Genomic DNA, 20,407 nt, shown 5'->3' on the forward strand with positions numbered 1-20,407 from the left:
CCCATGATAGTGACAAGATCCGATGACGATGCCGTATTGACCACAGAGGATGTGCTGCTCAGCCTGTGCAACTCGGTGACGGACGTTTTGAGTGCCGCGACCATGAGTCAGGTGCGGTTTTCCGGCATGGTGCAGCGGATCAGCAAGACCTGCCTAAAACCGGATATCGGCTGCTTCGTGCTGTTCGATGGCGGTTTTTCCGGTCTGGTGGTGATCAACTTCTCCGCCGCTGCCGCCATGGAGCTGTACGAGAGTTACATGCTCAGCATGGGACTCTCTAAGGAGGATCTCGCCATCTCCCACACCTCTGACGAGGTGAGCAACGTGATGGGCGAGCTGATGAACCAGATCGTCGGCAGCTTCACCGTCAAGGTGGGCCGGGATCTGCAGACCCACATCACCCAGAACCAGCCGAAGATGCTGGCCCTCAACAAGCAGGTGATGCTGAGTGTCGATACCAATCTCGACAGCCCGGAGTCCCGCCGCGTCACCTTCTTCACCGCCCGCAACAACATCTTCTATCTGGAGCTGGCGATGGACAAAACCGAGTTCATCCGCATCCACAATGAGGGGATGGAGCATGAAGAGCTGGATCCCGATGCGCTGATCGCCCAGGCCAAGCAGGATGCCGCCAAGCCGGTTCAGGCTGCGGCCCCGGTCGCCAACGATCACGATGATCTGCTCGACTCTTTGGGTATCTGAGGCAAACGCCGGATAGCAACAAGGCCACCTTCGGGTGGCCTTGTTGTATCGGTGCGCACAACCGTTGTTAGAAGTTGTAGAGCAGGCCGGTGTTGAACATCACCGATTCAGAATCGTAGAAGTTGATGTCGGAATCGGACTTGGCATAGCCAGCGGTAAAGGTTGCGGAGAGCGGCGCGATACCGAACAGGCGGTGCCAGAAGAAGGTGCCGGTCAGGGCAAACTCGTCGGAGTCGGCGTTTTGGCCAAAGATCGGGTTGGCCTCATCATATTTGGTCTGGCCCAGATAGGCGTTGCTGACGAAAGACCACTGGGAAGCGCGCTTGCCGTAGGTTAACTGGAGGCCGTTGCTTTTGTAGCTTTGGGCGCTGCCATCCAGATCGGCTTGGCGGTAGATAAAGGCTGGCTCCAGCATCTGACCGGGTGCCAGCTGCCATTTGTAGGAGAGGTCGAGGGCGTGGATCTTGCCGTTGCGATCCAGCTTGGCGGCAGTATCGGCGCCATACTGGCTGCCGCTGCGCTCCTCATCCACCTCGATGTTGCGGGTGGTCAGGCTGCCATTGAAGTTGCTACCCCAGATGCTGTCCCAGGCGAAGCGAACCCCTTTTGACTTGATATCGGTCGACTGGCGATCAACGCCTACGGCGAAGGGATCGCTCCACTGCTCGGTCGGCATCGCATTAAAGACCACGGAGCCAGCTACGATGCCCTTGTCGCTCATCTCCTGACGGATACCGAGCTGCTGGGTGAAGTCGAAACGGATGGCATCCTGGATCAGGTTACCGAGGAAGACCTGGGTGCGGGTATCGGCAAAGGTGTAGCGGATATCGGCGTTGAGCAGCGGGGCAACGGCGGAACTGCTCTCGGCACCGCCCAGTCCGCTCAGGCGGCGGTTTTCATCATCACCGCTATAAAAATTCGATTCGTAATTGATGACACTGACCCCGCCAAGCAGGAAACCGGACCAGCCAGACTCCTTGGGAATTTCACCCAAATCAGCATAAGCACTATTTGCGACCAGCAGGCCCAGGCCTAGCAAGGTGATGTTACGCATCAGATAACTCCTAAATTAAACGGGTATGAATTTTTCGGCCGGTGAGTATAAAGAAAAAACCTTAATGGTAACTGACTCAATATTGCCAATTATCCTAACCCACTCATTTGATTCGGCGAATCGTTAATTAATTGTGCGAGATAAGAAGAGTTCAATCTAGTGTGCTGGTATTCTGTACCGCGAATATCGGGGGAAAATAATAAGATGAAACAGATTAAATCCTGGGCGCAATATTATGTCGATCTGATGACCAAGCTGGGACTGGTGCGCTTCAGCATGTTCCTGGCGGCGGGCATTATCGTGCTGGCGGTCGCCATCCAGATGGGGGTGACCCTGTTCCTGCGTGGCAATATCGATGTGATCGACTTCGTTCGCTCGGTGTTTTTTGGCCTGCTGGTGACCCCCTGGGCGGTCTATTTTCTCTCCATCGTGGTGGATCAGCTGGAGGATTCCCGTCAGCGACTGAGCCGGATGGTGCGCAAGCTGCAAGATATGCGCGAGCGGGATCTGGAGCTCAATACCCAGCTGCAGGAGAACATCAGCCGCCTCAATGCCCAGATTGCCGAGACCAACCGGGCCGAGAGTCTGCGTCTGCAGGCTATCGAGGATCTCGAGAACGAAGTGTTCCAGCGGGAGAAAGCCCAGCTCCATCTGGGGGAGCGCACCGCGCTGCTGCGCTCCTTTATCGACTGCTCCCCGGATCTGGTCTACTACCGCAACGAGGATGAACAGTTCTCCGGTTGCAACCGCGCCATGGAGGAGCTGACCGGCAAGGTGGAGGCCGAGCTGATCGGTCTGACCCCGTTCGATGTCTACAAGCAGGAGATCGCCAACAAGGTGGTGGAGACCGACAAGCAGGTCTTTGCCAGCAACGAGCCGCTCACCTACGAGCAGTGGCTGGAGTATCCCGATGGCCGTAAAGCCTACTTCGAGCTGCGCAAGGTGCCCTTCTTCGACCGCTTCGGCAAGCGACTCGGCCTGCTCGGCTTTGGCCGTGACATCACCGAGCGCAAGCAGTATCAGGACAAGCTGGAGAAGGCGAGTCGCGACAAGACCACCTTTATCTCCACCATCAGCCACGAGTTGCGCACCCCGCTCAACGGCATCGTGGGCTTAAGCCGGATGCTGATGGATACCCCCCTCGATCCCAAGCAGCACCAGCAGCTCAAGACCATTCACCTGAGTGCGGTGACCCTTGGCAATATCTTCAACGACATCATCGACTTGGACAAACTCGATCGCCGTCGCCTAGAAATTGCGCCGACCCGTATCGACCTGCCCGCCTTCCTCGACGAGCTGGAGACCCTGTCGCGCATTCAGGCGGAGCAGAAGGGGCTCTACCTCCATTTCGATCGCGATGGTGACATGCCGCAATTCGTGATGGCTGACGGCACCCGTCTGCGTCAGGTGCTGTGGAATCTGGTGGGCAATGCGGTCAAGTTTACCGATGAGGGGGGCGTCACCGTGCGTTGCCTATCCCATCCCGCTGACGAGCCGGGCAAGCTGGCCCTGCACTTCGAGGTGGAGGATACCGGCATCGGCATCCCGCGCGCCCAGCAGGAGAAGATCTTCGCCATGTACTATCAGGTACAGGGCAAGAAGCACGCCACCGGCACCGGCATTGGCCTCGCGGTCTCCCGTCAGCTGGTGCAGGCGATGGGCGGCCAGCTCTATGTGGACAGCGATCCGGGCGAAGGTTCCTGCTTCACTGCCGAATTGGAAGTGGCTTGCGCCGAACCTGTGTTGCCAGAGCAGGAGGAGGAGATGCCCTCCCTCGATATCCTGCTGGTGGAGGATGTGGAGCTCAACGTGACGGTGGCCTGCGCCCTGCTGGGCAAGCTGGGTCATCAGGTGCAGGTGGCACGGGACGGCACCCAGGCGTTGGCGATGGCCAACCCGGATGATTTCGACCTCATTTTGCTCGATATCCAGCTGCCGGACATGACCGGCTTCGATGTGGCGAAAACCCTGCTGGAGCGTTATGGCGACAGCCTGCCACCCATGGTGGCGCTCACCGCCAACTCCACCGGCGATCGCCAGTACTACCGGGATCACGGCATGCAGGATGTCATTAACAAGCCGCTTGGCTCCAAAGCGGTGCGGGAGGTGATTGGCCACCTGTTTGCCGGTCTGGCCGAGGATGAAGCGGACGAGCAGGCGGATGCGGGCAATCAGGATGCGCTACTGGACTTGCCCTTCCTCACCGATTACGCCGATACCGTGGGCAAGCCGGTGCTGCTCTCCAGCGTTGAGCTGTTCGAGAAGATGATGCCGGACTACATGGCAGTGCTCGACTCCAATATGATCGCCCGGGATCAAGCGGGGGTGGTGGAAGAAGCACACAAGATCAAAGGGGCGGCAGGCTCCATTGGCCTGCGCCGATTGCAGCAGACGGCACAGCTGATCCAGAGCCCGGATCATCCCGCCTGGTGGGAAAACGTGGAAGATTGGATTGAGACGCTGCGCCGCGAATATCCGGGCGACATCGCCCGTCTGCGGCGCTGGTTGCTGTCTTGAGGCTGGAGGTTGTCTTGTGTCTGATGGAAGTTGCTGGCAAGGAGCTGCAATATGTATAGCCGTTTGATTACCCCCGCGCGCATCCACTCCTGGGGGGATGAGGAGCTGCTGGAGGCGACCGAGCAGGATCGCGCCCGTATCGTGCAGGCGGCGCCGGTACGCCGGTTGCAGCAGAAGACCCAGGTCTTTCCGCTCGATGTGAAGGCCTCGGTGCGCAGTCGCCTCACCCACTCGCTGGAGGTGCAGGAGACCGGTCGCCAGATCAGCCGCCGCATTCTGGCCGCCTTGCCTGCCAGGATGGTCTGTGAAGGGGCTTTTATCAATCTGGTGGAGATGTCCTGCCTGCTTCATGACGTGGGCAACCCGCCGTTTGGCCACTTTGGCGAGCAGGTGATGAGCCAGTGGCTCGGCGAGATGCTGGATCCCCTCTATCAGCAGGCGCTGGCGCAGCCCCCCTCGACCCAGTGGGCTGAGCTGCGTCAGGACCTGCAACTGTTTGATGGCAACGCCCAGAGCCTGCGGCTGGTGCACAGCCTGCACGAGCTCAACCTGACGCTCGGGCAGCTGGCGGCACTCTGCAAATACCCGCAGCAGCCGCAACCCGGTGTGAGTTACGGCCAGCATCATGGCTGGAGCAGCAAGCGGGGCATCTTCTTCAGTGAGCAGCCGCTCTACCGGGCCCTCGGTCAGAGCCTGGGATTGGCCCCCGGTTGTCGTCATCCGCTGGTCTACATCATGGAGGCGGCCGATGACATCTCCTACTGCATCGCCGATCTGGAAGATGCGGTAGATCGGAGGATCCTGACTCAGGGTGAACTGCTGGCGGCACTGCGAGCTGCTGACCAGAGTGACTACATGGGCACTTTGCTGGATGAGGCGCTTGCCAGTGGTCGGGGCTTTTTCCCCCATTTTCGCCAGCAACTGACCCGGGATCTGGTGGCGTTGGCGGCGCAGAGCTATGTCAGCGAACATCAGGCCATTTTGCAGGGATCCTATCCGCAAGCGCTGCTGCACGGTCAGGCGCCGGCGGCGCGGGTGCTCGATATCCTCAAACGGGTGGCCCGCGAGCTGGTCTTTATGCGCCCCGAGGTGGAAGCGCTTGAGCTGGAGGGGTATGCGGCGCTGCGCGGGGTGCTGACCAGTTATGCCTGCCTGTTGGCGCTGCCAGCGCCACAGTTTGCCCGTCTGCTGGCCGGGGAGGGGAGTCAGACGCTTTTCTTTGCGCGCCGCCTCTATCACCGCCTCTCGGCCCGCCATCTCAAGGCCTATCGATTGGCGATCGCCACTCCGGATCCGCGCTTTGCCTGCCAGAACGAGCAGGAGTGGTATTACCGGGTGCGGCTGCTGCTCGATTATGTCAGCGGCATGACGGATACCTACGTGCTGGAGGAGTACCGGCTACTCTCGGGGATCTGATGCCCCAGGCTCCCTGTCGGGCAGCATAAAATGCCGTAAAAACGTTTAAAAAGGAGTCGCAAGAGGCTTGTTTTAAATTCGGATATTTTTTAGACTTCTGCAACCTGTTCAACTTTTACCCGGTAAGGAGACGAAAATGCAACATCTGATGCTCAATATTGCATTCTCTCGCGGCACTGCGTGCGGCGTGAAATCTCGTGCTCTTTTACCGCGTGGCGTAAACAGGTAACCCCTGTCTTTTTATCACCCGCGGTTCGTCCCGCAGGGTGATATCCACTTTCTCCGGGAGAACCGCATGTTCAACTGGAGAATGTCATGTCTATCGAACTGGTTTTACTGCGCAGTGTTGAATCCCTGGTCCAGAGAAGGATTGCCCGGGTCGAGCGTCGTCTCGTGCAGGTCAATCTGTCGCCCGCCCTGCTCAGGGATATCGGGCTGGAAGGATATCAGGGTCAAATCGCCCTCGTTCGCGAGCGGGAGTATCAAACCGGCTTCCGCCTCGGGAATCGAATAACCTGATCGCGAAGGGGAGAATAAGATCCCCCTCGCTAGTGAAATGGCAGGCTGCATGCCTGCCATTTTTCCATCTTATGGTTGATTCCAGGTTCACATGTTGGTGACTCAGTATTATCCTCTCCGCCCTCTTTGTAACAGCTGCGATTGTTTTCTCGCCTTGCGTCGTCAGGATCTGCAAGATTAGAGGTGGCAGCCCTATCTGTTTTACTCATCAGGACAAGACCTTATGCCACTCCTTCGTCAGCTTTTTCTTCCCATTTTGCTGTTGTTTTCAGGCATGTTGGCTGTTGCGGCTCCCCAGCCGCAAGATGAGAGCACAAGTAACGAAATTTCTGCACAAAAGGAGCTGCTGGTCGGGGTTCCCCGTGGTGGTTATCCCCCTTTCATCTATCAACTCCCCAACCAGCGTTATGCCGGTCCGCTCAAGGAGTTGGCCTCGCGCATTGCAGCCGAAATGGGCGTGTCCCTGCGCTATATCCCCTACAACTCCTACGTGGATGCCCAGATTGCTCTCCAAGGCGGCCAGATCGATGCATTAATCGGAGTCGAACGTAATGCTCTTGAGCTGAAGGGGATAAACCATATCGGCAGTATCGGTTCATATGCCCGCTCCATTTTAATGCATACCCCGGATCAGCAATTGACCCTGGAGCAGGCGCGCAAGTTACGCTGGGTCTGTATTCGCGGGTTTGGCAGTTGTAATGAATTGGCTCGTTTGGGGATCTCTGATGTAACTGAGCTTGAGAGCCGCACTGAGGCGACCTATATGGTCAAGCTGGGCGCTGTCGATGCATATCTTGAGTTGGGCCCAATTGTTACCCTCAAGATGGAGAGAATGCCAGCGTCAATGGGGGTTGTCGCTCCAGGGTGGCTTTCTGGCAGCACGCTGACGATGGCGACCAGCTCCCGCCAGCCAGAGCTGAGCGAGAAGCTTTGGCATGCATATCAACAGATACCCGTTGCAGACTCACGATTACGGTTGCATCAGAAAGATGAACGCGCCAACGCTGGCCTTTTGCTGGAACCAGATGAGGCTAGTTGGCTGAAGCAGAGAAACAAGGTGATCAAGTTCGCCGTTGCCCCCGGATTTGCCGGCATCAGCGAAATCGATGACGAAGGTGAATTGCATGGCTATACGGCAGACCTGATGAAGTTACTGAGTCTGCGCTCCGGGATCCGCTTTGAGCTGGCGTCGACAAATACCTGGCAGGAGTCACTTAAACTGCTGAAAGAGCACAAAGTGGACCTTATTCCCTTGATGACACCGCTCAAGGATCGTCAGTCCTTTGCCTCTTTTACCTCCTCCTATCTGAAGTTCGACAGCTATGTCGTGGCCAGACACGGTGCTCGCCCGCTGAAGTCGTTGGTCGAGCTGAAAGGGCGTCTGATTGGTGGTGTGACGGGCTCTTACGAAGCCTCTCTCATTCACGCGCTGGGCGCCAATATTATCAAAGTAGGCAAAGATGCCGATTTACTGACCTTGCTTGATACTGGGCGAGCCGAATATGTGCTGTTGACCATGACCAATCTGGGACAGCAGGCAATGAAGGGTTTCAATGAGAAGTATAGGGTGGTGCTGAGCTCTCCCGAATTTTCCGTACCTATCAGTATGGCTGTCGACAATGCTCAGCCCGAGTTGCTCCGCATCATGGACAAGTTGCTGCTGACCATCACGGATGAGGAGTGGCAACTGCTGGAACGACGCTGGCTCAATGTGTCGGTCAATATCGAGTCTGATTACACCCTGATTTACAAATGGTTGGCCATAGGGGGGGGCGCCTTGCTCGTCAGCGGTTTGCTGGTGATGTTCTGGGCTCGCAGTTTGCGTCGCCAGATTGCGCAGCGGAAAATCGCAGAGGACAAGCTGAACGAACAGTTGCTGTTTGTGCAGACTTTGCTCAACTCACTGCCAACCATGGTGGCGCTACGTGATAGCGAGCAGCGGATCACCTTGTGCAATCAGGCCTATCGCGATGCTTTTCTCGGTGCTGGCAGTTGCAGTGAGGAGCTGCAAAACATGCCAGAGACACTCAGAAACAGTGTGTTGGAAGAAGAGCGTTTAGTGTGGCAGACAGGACAGGATTTGGAGGGGGCAGGGAGCAACCTGCGAGCTGATGGTACGCCCTGCCATGTTATCTATGCCAAACGCCCTTATCGCGATCCCGATGGCAATATGCTGGGGGTGTTGACAGTACTGACCGATGTCAGCCGGATCAAGGAGGCGGAGGAGCGCGCCCGTCAGGCTGAAAATCGCCTTACCCAGATTACCGACAGCATGCCTGGGGTGGTCTATCAGTATTTGTGGCAAGGGCCGGGCAAGGGGCGCTTTCTTTATGCCTCTCAGGGGGCCAACGAGATTCTGGGGGTATCTCACCAGGATTTATTTAACGCTGAATCGGGTGGTGAGGTATTTGGCTTTACCGAACAGGCCCTGCAGGAGTTTGTCAGCAAGGTGGCCAACCATGCCGAAACCCTGGCCCCCCTCGACCTGGAGGTCAAGGTGGAGCGACCTGATGGAGATCGCTATCTGCAAGTGCGTGGCAACTTTGTCAGACAGGAGCAGCAGGCACTGATCCTCAATGGGGTGATTCAGGACATCACTGCCCTCAAGCAACAGGAATATGAGCTGCGCGAAGCTCGCGCCTATGCCGAGCAGGCGATGCAGGCTCGCAGCCGCTTTTTGGCAACCATGAGCCATGAACTACGAACACCCATCTCAGGCATGCATGGCATGCTCGAATTGCTGCAAATGAGCGAGCTCAACGACGACCAGCGTTTTATGGTGCGCAATGTGGTCACCTCGACCAATAACCTGCTCTATCTGGTCAATGACATCCTCGATTTCTCCAAGATAGAAGCGGGTCAGTTGCAGTTGAATTACCAGAGCAGCCGGTTGCAAACGGTGATCTGCGATGCCATTCGTGGCCACGCGGCACTGGCTCATAACAAGGGGCTCAACGTGGTGCTTGAGTGGGAGCATCATGTGCCGGATTGGGCCGACATCGATGGGGTGCGTATCGGTCAAGTTATCTCCAACCTGCTCAATAATGCGGTGAAGTTTACCGAACAAGGGGGGATTACTATCCAGGTCAGCTACCTGAGCGAGCAACTGACCATCAGTGTCAGTGACACCGGTATCGGGATCGCCGAAGAGAAGCAGGCGCTGCTGTTCACGCCTTTTGAGCAGGTGGAGTCAGATATCAACCGTCGTTTTGGTGGCACCGGCTTGGGGTTGGCAATCTGTGAGCAGCTGGTGTGCAAAATGGGGGGGGCACTGACACTGACCAGCAAGGCAGGGGAGGGCTCCAGCTTCCGCTTTACCGTACCGCTTACCAATCCGCAGTGGGATCCCCCAGCTCTGGCTGATACAGAATGGTGGTTTTTCAGCGATGACACCAACCTCGAAGCGGCCATGGTGCGGCAGGGGGCCAAGCTCAGGTACTTGGGGGCCAATGAGCTCAGTCGCTCACTAGACGGGTTGCTGTTGGCCGATCAACGGTGGCTTGAGCAAGCGCTTGGGGGGGAATGGCAAAGCTGGCTGCAACACTCTGCGCTGAAGGGGATCATAGCGTCACCCGATGAGGCGTTACGGGGGCGGATTGGTGAACAGAAATGGTGGCGCCTGGGTCTATCTCCTCTCTATCCGGATCTTCTGCTGGAGAGCTGCCACGAATTGCTACAGGAGCGGGTCACACCGCACCTCCCTACGCTTGCAGAGAAGCTGGGTGGCAAAGTATTGGTGGCTGATGATCATCCGGTCAATCGTGCCTTGCTGGCACGGCAGTTGGCCATTCTTGGTATCGAGGCTCAGGTTGTGGAAGATGGCGAGAAGGCTCTGCGGGCCTGGCAGGGACAGCAATTCTCCCTGCTGTTGACTGATTGCCATATGCCGGTGATGGATGGTTATGCCCTGACCAAGGCGCTGCGGGCTGCGGGAGTGACGGCCCCTATCATAGGGGTAACGGCAGATACGTCGGAAGAGGCGAGTGCGCGTATGGTAGAGGCAGGCATGAGTGACATGTTACTGAAGCCCTACCCGCTGGATATCTTGCGCCAGATGCTGGCCCATTGGCTGGCAGAGAGGACGCCAACCAGAAGCGCGGTTGCGCCCGTTGTTGGGGCTACAGGCATGCAGGCTGAGCGCTGGTTGGCGCTGTTTGGTGACGAGCTGACCGCGCGAGCCATGGCGGTGGAGTATCTCGATTCCAACCGGCAGGATGGCGAGGCCATGATGGCAGCACTGATTTGTCATGATGCCAGCGCTTTGGTAGAGACAACCCACCGGATCAAGGGGGCTGCCCGAATGGTCGGGTTGGAGGAGCTTGCCAGCCAGGCTGCCATGCTGGAATCGGCAGCGCGATTGAAGCGGCTCGACGAGCTCGACGATCTGGTCAGCACAGTGCAGAGGTTGATGACGGCGATTGCCCACGACATTGGATTATGGCTCGATGAAAAAAGCACAACATGAGTTGGTCATCATGGTCGTGGAAGACCATGGATTTCAGCGCAAGGCGCTGCTGCACCAGATCCGCAGCCTGGGTTACCAGAATCTGCTGGAAGCGGTTGATGGTATCGAGGCGTTGGCGCTTAGCCAGCAACACAACGTCGATATCCTGTTTTGCGATCTGCGAATGCCCGGAATGGATGGCATGGCGCTGTTGCGCCGCCTGTCGCTGGGTGGTTTTCAGGGCGGCATTATCCTCTCCAGCGCGCTTGAGGGGGATGTGGTCGAAGCCGTATTGCGTATGAGTACCGCTTATGGCCTGCAGGTGCTCGGTCGCATAGAGAAACCCTCAACGCCGCAGCAGCTCCAGCGGCTTATCCAGGCTTGGTCACCCCGGCAGGAACCCCTCAAGGAGGAAGAGGGGCACAGAATAGGACTCGATGAGTTGCGTCGGGCGATCGAACAAGATCAACTGCTGCCCTGGTATCAGCCCAAGGTGAGTTTTGCATCCGGCGAGTGGGTCGGGATGGAGGCGTTGGCCCGCTGGCAACACCCCGAGTTTGGCCTGATCCCGCCCGGGCGTTTTATTTCACTGGCGGAGCACAACGGGCTTATCGATCCGTTGACCGAGGTGATCATCAGCAAATCTCTGAGTGATGGCCATTTATGGGAGGAAACCGGGTTGTCACTCAATCTGTCGATGAACCTCTCCACCACCTCACTCATTGAAGGGGATCTTTGCAACTTATTGATTGATCAGTGCAAGCGCTGGAGTATCAATCCTGAGCTCATCACCCTGGAGGTGACCGAGAGCGCATTCGTACAGGATCTGGGCAAGTCTCTGGAGGTGCTGACCCGGCTGAGGATGCATGGTTTTGGCCTCTCAATCGATGATTTTGGTACCGGCTACTCCTCGATGCAGCAGCTGGCACTGTTGCCATTCACCGAACTCAAGCTGGATCGCTCTTTCGTCGATCGCTGCCATGCCGATCCGTCACGTTTGGCTATCATCGAGTCCAGTATTGAGTTGGCCCGCAAGCTGGGGTTGAAGTCGGTGGCGGAAGGGGTAGAGGATGAGGCGACCTGGCGAGTGCTGGCTCAGCTCGGTTGTGACCTCTGTCAGGGATTTTTCTCTGCCCGCCCGATGCCGCGCAGTGAATTGGCTAATTGGCACCGGACTTGGCAAGATAGATTGCCTACACTGATATCTATCTGATTCTGTTGGCTGGATCCCTCCGTTTGAACAAGGATGTTCATGAAAATCTCAAGCAAGTTGCTGCTCAGCTTCGGTTTTATCAACCTGCTGATCCTGCTCTCCTCCACGCTGGTCTATTACCGGCTGACCCAGATCAATCAGGCCCAACACACCTTGTTGGAGCAGGCGCTGCCCGCTTTGCAGCGGGATGAGGCGAGCCAGAAGGCACTGGTTGCCACCGTTTCTGCCTTGCGTGGCTATCTGATCCTCGGCAAGGATCCGGCTCAGGCTTCCCGCCTCAAGCAGGAGTGGGAGTCGGCCTGGCAGGCTATTGCCCATCAGGCGTTCAGTCCGGCGCTCGCCAAGTCTCTCGAGACCTTCAAAAGCCATCAGGAGAAGGTGTGGACCATCGCCCAGAGCGAAGAGAATCTGCCCGCTCACACCCTGATGCTGCAGGAAGCGGGGCCGCTGGCGGAGGCTGCGCTCGATCAGCTGCAATCCTTTGCCAATGAAGAAGTTGGCACTCCGCAGGATCAACTCTCCGGCGATCGCCGCATGCTGCTCAAGCAGGTGGGAGATGCCTACAACAGCCTCGCCAATTCCCTCTCCGCACTGCGGGATTTTCTCATCTCAGGCGATCTCGAATACCGCAGCAAGTATCAGGATTACTACCAGTTTCACCAGCAGCGGGTGGCTGAGGTGAAGCAGCAAGCCGCGCTCTTTACCGACACCCAGCAGAGCCTCTGGCAGCTGTTTGAAGAGATGGCGACCCCCTTCTCCGAGCTGGTGGGGCAGGTGATCGAGAAGCGCCAGGCACCGGATTGGGATCAGGCAAACTACCTGATGGCCACCGACATCGAGCCGATGCAGTCCAGCCTCAGTGAGCAGCTGGTCCAGCAGGTGGGGAAAACCCGTGCCGAGGTGGATCAGATTTCGGCGCAGATGACCGGAGCCGGGAGGGCCATCAACCAGACACTGCTGTTGGCTACCGGCAGCGCCATCGTGCTTGGCATGTTGGTCGCATGGCTCTTTAGTCGCCGTCTGACCCGTGACATTGCCTGTCTGGTGACCCGGGCGGGGCAGGTTGCGGATGGTCGGCTGGCGGCCGAGCCCTTGCCAATCACAGGGCAGGATGAGTTGGGAGAGTTGACCGGTTCCATCAACCGGATGTCTGCCCAGTTACATCATCTGGTCGGGGAGTTGCAGGGCGCAGTGGGGCAGGTCGAGGTGGCCTGTCTCGATGTGGGCAGCACCACCAGAGCCATAGTGGCGGATCTGACGGAGCAGGATCAGCGGGTCGATGCGGTGGCGGCGGCTATCGATCAGATGTCAGTGAGTGCTCGTGATGTGGCTGGCAACATTGCCGGTGTGGCGGATGGAGCCCATCAGGTGCGGCAGCAGACCCGTCAGGGAGAGGCCGCGCTGGCACGAATGAGCGATACCATGCAGCAGATTGCCGCCATGATTGGACAGGCCAACGAAGCCATGGGGCTGCTGGAGCATCAGAGTGAACAGGTGGGGCAGATCACCGAGGTGATCGCCACTATAGCCGAGCAGACCAATCTGCTGGCACTCAATGCGGCGATAGAAGCTGCGCGGGCAGGCGAGCAGGGGCGCGGTTTTGCGGTGGTGGCCGATGAGGTGCGCCAGCTGGCGACCCGCACCCATCAATCAACCGCCGAGATCAGCCAGACTATTGCGGCCATCTCCCAGCAGACTCGCCAGACGGTAAGTACCGTTAGCAGCGGTACCCGGTTGGTGGAGCAAGGGCGGGATGCAGTCGGATTGGTGACCGATACCCTGAGTGCCATGAACCAGCTGGTGCAGTCGCTATCGGGCCAGCTGGAGGCCATTTCGGTAGCAACCGAGCAGCAGTCGCGGGTGGCCGCCGAGGTATCCGGGACGGTCGACGACATTGCCTCGCTCAGTCGGCAATCCTGTCAGCGTAGTCAGCAGGGGGAGGAGATCGTAGCCAGACTGGCTGGCGATACCGGCAAGCTGAAGGCGGTCATCGCCCGCTTTGATCTTGATGCGTGAGAAGGCAGGATCATCGCGCTATTGCTATTGCCATGCACCGATCCGTCTGGCCCGTGGGTTTAGTCCAGGCGTCTGAAGGTGTGGTTGTCGAAGCTGCTGGTGGTCTCCCGGTTGAGCAGGCTGACCAGCAAAATTGCCCGTTTCTCTCCATCCGGCTCCATATAGATGGCTTCGAATCCAGCCAACGGCCCCTCTTCAATCAGCACCTTGTCGCCCGAGCAGGGCAGGCTGGCGTAGCTGGCTCTCGCCTCGTCGCTATCATCGCGGCTCATCAGTTGATAGACCAGCTTGCTGCTGATGGGGGTCCATTCACTGCCAAAGTGGATGATCCGGCTGATGCCGCGGGTCGATTTCAGGGTGACCGGTGTCACCTCTTCCAAATCGACAAAGATAAACAGGTAGTTGGGGAACATGGGTTCCCGTACCGGAACTCGCTTGCCCCGGCGCAGCTTATCGATCTCCACCATGGGGTAATAGGATTCGATACCCTGGGCATCGAGGTGGGCGCGGGCGCGGGCCTCTTCTTTTGGCTTGCAGTAGGCCAGATACCATTTTTTCATGTTATGAGTATGTTCGTGTTGCCGTGCTCGCGGATATGATAGCGGCGCCAATAAAAAAGGCCACGCATTGCGTGGCCTTTTTTGCCGAGTGAGCAATTACCAACCTTTTACCAGGCCGCCTTTGAACAGCTCGAGACCTTTCTTGTAAACATCATCGGTTTGGAAAGCTTGTACGAACTGTTTGACCTTCTCGTCATCCTTGTTGTTGTCGCGGGCGACGATCAGGTTGACGTAGGGGGACTCTTTGTCTTCAACAAACAGGCCGTTTTCAGTCGGGGTCAGACCAATCTGACCGGCGAAGGTGTTGTTGATGATGGCCAAGTCCACGTCTTCCAGCGAGCGCGGCAGCTGGGCTGCTTCCAGTTCCACAATCTTGAAGTTACGCGGGTTGTTGGCGATATCCAGCACGGTGGCTTCCAGACCGGCGCCATCCTTCAGGGTGATCAGACCCTGTTTGGCCAGCAGGATCAGGGAGCGGCCCAGGTTGGTCGGATCGTTCGGTACCGCGATCTGGGCGCCATCTTGCAGCTCGCTCAGCGCCTTGATCTTCTTGGAGTAACCGGCAATCGGGTAGACGAAGGTGTTGCCAACCGGCACCAGCTTGAAGCCACGATCACGCACCTGTGCATCCAGATAGGGTTTGTGCTGGAAGGCGTTGACGTCGATGCTGCCATCGTTCAGCGCCACGTTCGGGGTGACATAGTCGGAGAAGTTGACCACCTCGACTGTCAGACCGTATTTCTCTTTGGCTACCTTGGCCGCCACTTCAACCAGCTCGGTCTCGGGGCCGGCAATGGCGCCCACTTTCAGAACCTTGCTCTCTTCTTTTTGACCGCAACCGGCCAGAACCAGACCAGCCAGCAGGGCAGCCGCAACGGATTTGATGCCAAATTTCATAAAACCTCCTGTCAGAAATCGACGATTAACGATGATCACATTTGTTGACCAGGCGCTCACCCGCGCTCTGGATAAGTTGAACCAGTACTACCAGGATAACCACGGTCACCAGCATGACGGTTGGATCGAAGCGCTGATAACCATAACGAATACCCACATCCCCCAGACCGCCGCCACCGATGGCCCCGGCCATGGCCGAGTAGTTCACCAGAGTGACGAGGGTAATGGTGACGCTGTTGAGGATGCCAGGCAGAGCCTCGGGCAGCAGCACCTTGGTGATAATTTGCAACGGCTTGGCGCCCATCGCCTTGGCCGCTTCCAGCAGGCCGTCCGGCACCTCCATCAGTGCCCCTTCCACCAGACGGGCGATGAAAGGGATGCAGCCGACAGTCAGCGGCACGATGGCGGCGATGGTGCCGATACTGGTGCCGACAATCAGCCGGGTTAGCGGAATGATGGCGACCAGCAGGATGATAAAGGGCACCGAGCGACCCACGTTGACCACCATACCCAGAGTACGGTTGAGCAAGGGGTTGGCTAGGATCTGGCCCGCCTTGGTCACGTGCAGTGCCACGCCGAGCGGCAGACCCAGCAGGCAGCCAAACAGGGCGGAGGCAAACACCATGATCAGGGTGTCGCCCAGGGCCGTGATGAGCAGATTAATCATGGCTTCGGACATAACCCATTACCTCCAGCTGAATGTGGTTGTCGATAAGGAACTGCTGGGTCGCCTCGCACTGGGTTTCGTCCCCGAACAGCTCGGCCAGCAGGAAACCGAATTTGACGCCACCGGCGTATTCGATGTCTGCGCTCAGAATGCTGATGTCGATATTGAAACGGCGGCTCGCCTCGGAGATGAGCGGCGTATCGACCGTGCTGCCGGTAAAGCCAAGCTTCACCAGCGGGTAGCTGCCCGGCACCCGCTCGCTGCTCATCCGATCCTGATACTCCTGCGGTACCTCCAGATGGATGGTGGAGTGGATGAAGTCACGGGCCAGCTGGGTCTTGGCGTTGCTGAAGAACCAGGCCACTTCGCCCTGCTCGATCAGACGGCCGTCGCTGATGATGGCCACTTCGTCACAGATCCCCTTCACCACATCCATCTCGTGGGTGATGAGCAGGATGGTGAGCCCCAGCTTGACGTTGATCTCCTTGAGCAGGGTCAGGATCGAGCGGGTGGTCTGCGGGTCGAGGGCCGAGGTGGCCTCGTCGCAGAGCAGTACCTTGGGGGACGGTGCCAGTGCGCGGGCAATGGCGACACGCTGTTTCTGACCGCCGGAAAGCTCGGACGGATAGGCCTGGGCACGGGCTTCCAGCCCGACCAGTGCCAGCAGCTCGGCAACCCGTTGCTGGATCTTCTCTTTGCTCCAGCCCGCCAGCTCCAGCGGAAAGGCGATGTTGGCGGAGACGGTGCGGGAGGCAAGCAGGTTGAAGTGCTGGAAAATCATCCCGATCTGGCGGCGAGCCTGGGTCAGATCCCGTTCGCTCAGGGCGACCAGATCCTGGCCATCAACGATGACTTGGCCCTCTGTCGGGCGCTCCAGCAGGTTGACACAACGAATGAGGGTACTCTTGCCGGCACCGGAGGCACCGATCACCCCGAAAATTTTGCCTTGGGGTACATGCAGACTCACATCACGCAGGGCGTGCACGGCGTCACTGCCTGTACCGTAGACTTTGTTGAGACCGATCAACTTAATCATGGATTCTTCCGTGCTAACAGCCTTAAAGCACAGGGCGCTACAGGCGGGGAAATTGGGCAGAGGTTCCACTGGGTTACTCTGTCATCATGGAGGATGATGCTAAGATGTCCGGATGGCTGTGTCAACGCATGTTTTTACGTCTAGACGTCTAAAAAAGTGATAAGGATTTCTGTAAGGTGGATAACAATCAGGATGGTATTGTTGCTCTTCCAGATCCTGTTTCGTCCCTGCGGCAGATAACCGAATTAAAGATGGTTTATTCCGGGTAAATGCTGGTTTTATTAGTGTGTCAGCCCGTATCTGTCCATATCGGCTATCGAGCCTGATGCTCCTCCATCGTTGCACAAATTGCTGCACAAATCGTTCCCTATTCGTGACAGGATCACCTGGCGGCCACTTTGTCGGCGTCAACCTTGATGCAGCGCAAGGGGCGCACTGATAGGGATTGGGTCGGTGGCGCCGGTTTTTTATACTGATGATGTCGACAAGCATGGAGGGCAGTGCGATGAGATTCCAACAGATCAAAGAGTTGCTGCACTATCTTGAGCAGGTTCACCACCAGCTCGGACTCTGTTACGGGCGTTTGACCAGTCAGGTGGACAGCGAACGCAGCCGGATGTTGCTGGTCTATCTGCAAGGGCGTGAGGATGCGGCCAGTGCCCATCTGCACGAATATGCTGCTCAACTGGGAGAGGCGGTCAGGGAGACCTGGCTGAACCAGAGTTTCAGCGAGGATATGTTGCCTGCCATTACCCGCTTCGAGCTGCCAGCATCAGTCCAGACTCAGGATATCGTCACTCAGGTATGCCGTTGGGAGGAGCAGCTGGTGGGCGAGCTGAGCCATCTGGCCCGGGAGTGCCCGACACCGGCCACCACCGCCTTGCTCGAGAATCTGGCCGGGCTGGAGCAGACCCGCCTGACCCGACTGGTGCACGGGGTGCAGCGACTCGACGACATGTAACGGGTGATAAGCGCCAAACACGCAAGATGACCGCCAAACAAAAGGACCCGACAGCAGTGCCGGGCCCTTTCCATTGGATATCTGCGGACTTGCAGTGAGCCTGGGTCAGCCCTGCTGCTCGGCCGCGTAAAGGGCGGCCCCGATAATGCCCGCCTGATTGAGGCTGGCCGCCGGAATAAGCGGTGCCCGGGTCTCGATGCGATCGACAAACTTATCCAGCTTGGCTGCGCTGCCGCCCCCCAGAATGAAGAGGTCGGGGGAGAAGAGAAACTCAAGGCGCGCCAGATACTTGTTGAAGCGCTTGCCCCAGCGGTTCCAGGAGAGATCTTCCCGTTTGCGCGCCGCATCGGAGCAGTAGTGCTCGGCGACCATTCCTTCCAGCATCAGATGGCCCAGCTCGGTGTTGGGCAGCAGATGGCCGTTGACGAAGATGGCGGTGCCGATACCGGTGCCGACCGTGATGAGGATGATGACCCCCTTGCGATCCTTGCCAGCGCCAAAGCGCATCTCGGCCAGACCGGCGGCATCGGCATCATTCAGCACATAGCAGGGTTTGCCGGTGACATCGGCAAACAGATGCTCGGCATCGGTCTCAATCCAGCTCTTGTCGATGTTGGCGGCACTCTTGGCAATGCCGTTGTGAATGGTGGCGGGAAAGCCGCAGCCCACCGGTCCTTTCCAGTCAAAGTGTTCGACCAGCGCCTTGAGGGTATGGGCGATGGCGGCCGGGGTGGCCGGTTGCGGTGTGGCAATGCGATGGCGCTCGCCAATCAATTCGCCGGTTTTGGTATCGACCAGACAGCCCTTGATCCCTGAGCCTCCAATATCCACTCCCAACATATGCATCTGTGTTGTCCTTGTTGTGTGCCGACCAGTTTGCAGTGACCACGCTGTTATGGGCACTGCAGGTCGGCAGAGCATGAAAAAAGTGCTGCAATCCGGCAAGGGGCAGATCACTTATGCGTGATCCGACAGACCTTTTTCGATGCAGCGGATCAGCAAACGGGTCTTCTTGTTCTCTTCATCCTGACGCCGGGCAAGGGTGGTCAGCGCCCATTCGATATGTTCGGCCACCATGGGCTCGGCGGTGGTCAGCCCCAGTTGCAGGGCCGCGATCACATCGGGAGTCGCCGGGCCATTGCCAAGGGCGACCGCCAGATTGCGGCGCCAGCGCTGGTAACCGATGCGGCGGATCGGGCTTCCTTCGGTTTGTTTGAGGAAATCGCTCTCGCTCCAGCACCACAGCGCCAGCAGGGGCGGTCGGTGCAGGCTGGGGCGGGGGCTGAAATCGGGTTCCGGGCTGGCATCGGCGTAGCGATTCCAGGGGCAGATAAGCTGGCAGTCGTCGCAGCCGTAGATGCGGTTGCCCATCAGGGGCCTGAACTCTTCCGGAATAGGGCCGTCATTCTCGATGGTGAGATAGGAGATGCAGCGGCGGCCATCCACCACATAGGGTGCGACAATGGCGCCGGTCGGGCAGATGTTGATGCAGGCGACGCACTTGCCGCACTGCTCTTTCTCCACTGGCTGGTCGAGCGGTAGCGGCAGGTTGAGCAACAGCTCACCGAGAAAGAAGAAGGAGCCGGCCGATTCGTTGAGCAGCAGTGAGTGTTTGCCAACCCAGCCGAGGCCCGCCTTGGCTGCCAGTGGCCGCTCGAGGATGGGGGCGGAGTCGACGAAGGGGCGCCACTCCCCCAAGGTCTCTTCGGTGCCTTGAAACAGCTCGGCGCAGCGTGCTTCGATGCGATCACCCAGCTGTTTGAGCCGGTTGCGCAGCACCTTGTGGTAGTCGCGACCGAGAGCATAGCGGCTTATATAGCCGAGGGTCGGATCGCGCAGGGTGGCGGCGAAGCCCGCCTCGAACGGCAGGTAGTTCATCCGCACCGACAACACCCGCACCGTGCCCGGCAGCAGCTCGTGGGGGCGCGCGCGCATCATGCCGTGGCGCGCCATGTAATCCATGCTGCCGTGATAGCCCGCATCCAGCCAGGCCTGCAATCTCGGCTCTTCGATACGCAGATCGGTGTCGGTGATGCCCGCCTGGTCAAATCCTAGCTCCTGTGCCCAGAGCTTGATATCTTGGGCCAGCTGGTGGAAGTCAGGTGCGCTCATGCGGCTTGGCCTGGCCGGCGTTTGCTGGCGTGGGTCGATCGATAAGAGGCGGGAGCCGTCATGGTAGAGGTCATCAGGGGCGCGTTGGGCACAAAAGAGGGGGGCAGTTTACCACAGGGGCTGTGGCAGACTGAACAGATCCGCGCACTGGAGCGCAACTGGGCCGCGCGCGAGGGGCAACCTCTTTATGCCCTGATGGAGCGAGCAGGTGCCGCGCTGCGCACCTATGCCACCCTGCATTGGCCCGACAGTCGCTGCTGGTGGATTTTCGTCGGCCCCGGCAATAACGGCGG

The 20,407-nt window shown here is 58.3% G+C and carries 16 protein-coding genes; 9 read left to right on the top strand and 7 right to left on the bottom strand.

The features are described 5' to 3' along the window. The first annotated feature begins 3 nt into the window (after window positions 1-3). Window positions 4-702 (top strand): DUF3334 family protein, encoded by a 699-nt coding sequence (locus tag DBR30_RS17510; RefSeq protein ID WP_021231953.1) that lies wholly within the window; start codon window positions 4-6, stop codon window positions 700-702. A gap of 67 nt (window positions 703-769) precedes the next feature. On the opposite strand, the gene DBR30_RS17515 is transcribed toward DBR30_RS17510, so the two are convergent. Continuing rightward, complete coding sequence (locus DBR30_RS17515) at window positions 770-1,756, bottom strand: DUF2860 family protein (RefSeq protein WP_108540932.1); 987 nt, start codon at window positions 1,754-1,756, stop codon at window positions 770-772. A gap of 204 nt (window positions 1,757-1,960) precedes the next feature. On the opposite strand from DBR30_RS17515, the gene arcB reads away from it, so the two are divergent. The 6 genes from arcB (at window position 1,961) to DBR30_RS17545 (ending at window position 13,881) form a co-directional block, all read left to right on the top strand. After that, window positions 1,961-4,273 (top strand): aerobic respiration two-component sensor histidine kinase ArcB, encoded by a 2,313-nt coding sequence (gene arcB, locus DBR30_RS17520; protein WP_108540933.1) that lies wholly within the window; start codon window positions 1,961-1,963, stop codon window positions 4,271-4,273. A gap of 51 nt (window positions 4,274-4,324) precedes the next feature. Next, window positions 4,325-5,689: a dGTPase gene (gene dgt, locus DBR30_RS17525; RefSeq protein WP_108540934.1), complete on the top strand. Its 1,365-nt coding sequence runs from the start codon at window positions 4,325-4,327 to the stop codon at window positions 5,687-5,689. A gap of 315 nt (window positions 5,690-6,004) precedes the next feature. Beyond that, complete coding sequence (locus tag DBR30_RS17530; protein WP_005349248.1) at window positions 6,005-6,208, top strand: hypothetical protein; 204 nt, start codon at window positions 6,005-6,007, stop codon at window positions 6,206-6,208. A gap of 223 nt (window positions 6,209-6,431) precedes the next feature. Next, window positions 6,432-10,673: an ATP-binding protein gene (locus DBR30_RS17535; protein ID WP_108540935.1), complete on the top strand. Its 4,242-nt coding sequence runs from the start codon at window positions 6,432-6,434 to the stop codon at window positions 10,671-10,673. Then, a complete protein-coding gene (locus tag DBR30_RS17540) occupies window positions 10,654-11,865 on the top strand; it encodes an EAL domain-containing response regulator (protein WP_108540936.1) in 1,212 nt (403 codons plus the stop codon). Before DBR30_RS17535 ends, DBR30_RS17540 begins: the two co-directional genes overlap by 20 nt. Window positions 11,866-11,904: 39 nt before the next feature. After that, window positions 11,905-13,881 (top strand): HAMP domain-containing methyl-accepting chemotaxis protein, encoded by a 1,977-nt coding sequence (locus DBR30_RS17545; protein ID WP_108540937.1) that lies wholly within the window; start codon window positions 11,905-11,907, stop codon window positions 13,879-13,881. A 59-nt stretch (window positions 13,882-13,940) separates the two neighbouring features. On the opposite strand, the gene rfaH is transcribed toward DBR30_RS17545, so the two are convergent. The 4 genes from rfaH to metN all read right to left on the bottom strand — a co-directional run bounded on the left by rfaH (window position 13,941) and on the right by metN (window position 17,041). Further along, window positions 13,941-14,441, bottom strand: coding sequence for a transcription/translation regulatory transformer protein RfaH (gene rfaH, locus DBR30_RS17550; protein WP_181363614.1), 501 nt, complete (start codon window positions 14,439-14,441; stop codon window positions 13,941-13,943). A 96-nt stretch (window positions 14,442-14,537) separates the two neighbouring features. Then, on the bottom strand, window positions 14,538-15,338 hold the full coding sequence (metQ, locus tag DBR30_RS17555) for a methionine ABC transporter substrate-binding lipoprotein MetQ (protein WP_042052310.1): 801 nt from the start codon (window positions 15,336-15,338) through the stop codon (window positions 14,538-14,540). A 25-nt stretch (window positions 15,339-15,363) separates the two neighbouring features. After that, window positions 15,364-16,017: a methionine ABC transporter permease gene (locus DBR30_RS17560; RefSeq protein WP_005339070.1), complete on the bottom strand. Its 654-nt coding sequence runs from the start codon at window positions 16,015-16,017 to the stop codon at window positions 15,364-15,366. Next, window positions 15,998-17,041: a methionine ABC transporter ATP-binding protein MetN gene (gene metN, locus DBR30_RS17565; protein ID WP_108540939.1), complete on the bottom strand. Its 1,044-nt coding sequence runs from the start codon at window positions 17,039-17,041 to the stop codon at window positions 15,998-16,000. Before metN ends, DBR30_RS17560 begins: the two co-directional genes overlap by 20 nt. Before the next feature lie 505 nt (window positions 17,042-17,546). On the opposite strand from metN, the gene DBR30_RS17570 reads away from it, so the two are divergent. Next, window positions 17,547-18,002 (top strand): hypothetical protein, encoded by a 456-nt coding sequence (locus DBR30_RS17570; RefSeq protein ID WP_108540940.1) that lies wholly within the window; start codon window positions 17,547-17,549, stop codon window positions 18,000-18,002. A gap of 105 nt (window positions 18,003-18,107) precedes the next feature. On the opposite strand, the gene ppgK is transcribed toward DBR30_RS17570, so the two are convergent. Further along, window positions 18,108-18,848 (bottom strand): polyphosphate--glucose phosphotransferase, encoded by a 741-nt coding sequence (ppgK, locus tag DBR30_RS17575; protein ID WP_005349265.1) that lies wholly within the window; start codon window positions 18,846-18,848, stop codon window positions 18,108-18,110. A gap of 111 nt (window positions 18,849-18,959) precedes the next feature. Beyond that, window positions 18,960-20,114: a tRNA epoxyqueuosine(34) reductase QueG gene (gene queG / locus DBR30_RS17580; protein ID WP_108588456.1), complete on the bottom strand. Its 1,155-nt coding sequence runs from the start codon at window positions 20,112-20,114 to the stop codon at window positions 18,960-18,962. A 60-nt stretch (window positions 20,115-20,174) separates the two neighbouring features. Here queG and DBR30_RS22490 point away from each other — a divergent pair. After that, window positions 20,175-20,407 (top strand): NAD(P)H-hydrate epimerase (locus DBR30_RS22490; RefSeq protein ID WP_308813283.1); only part of this gene is annotated, 233 nt, incomplete at its 3' end.

This window comes from Aeromonas sp. HMWF017, from assembly GCF_003061465.1.
In the GTDB taxonomy this organism is placed as follows: Bacteria; Pseudomonadota; Gammaproteobacteria; order Enterobacterales; family Aeromonadaceae; genus Aeromonas; species Aeromonas veronii.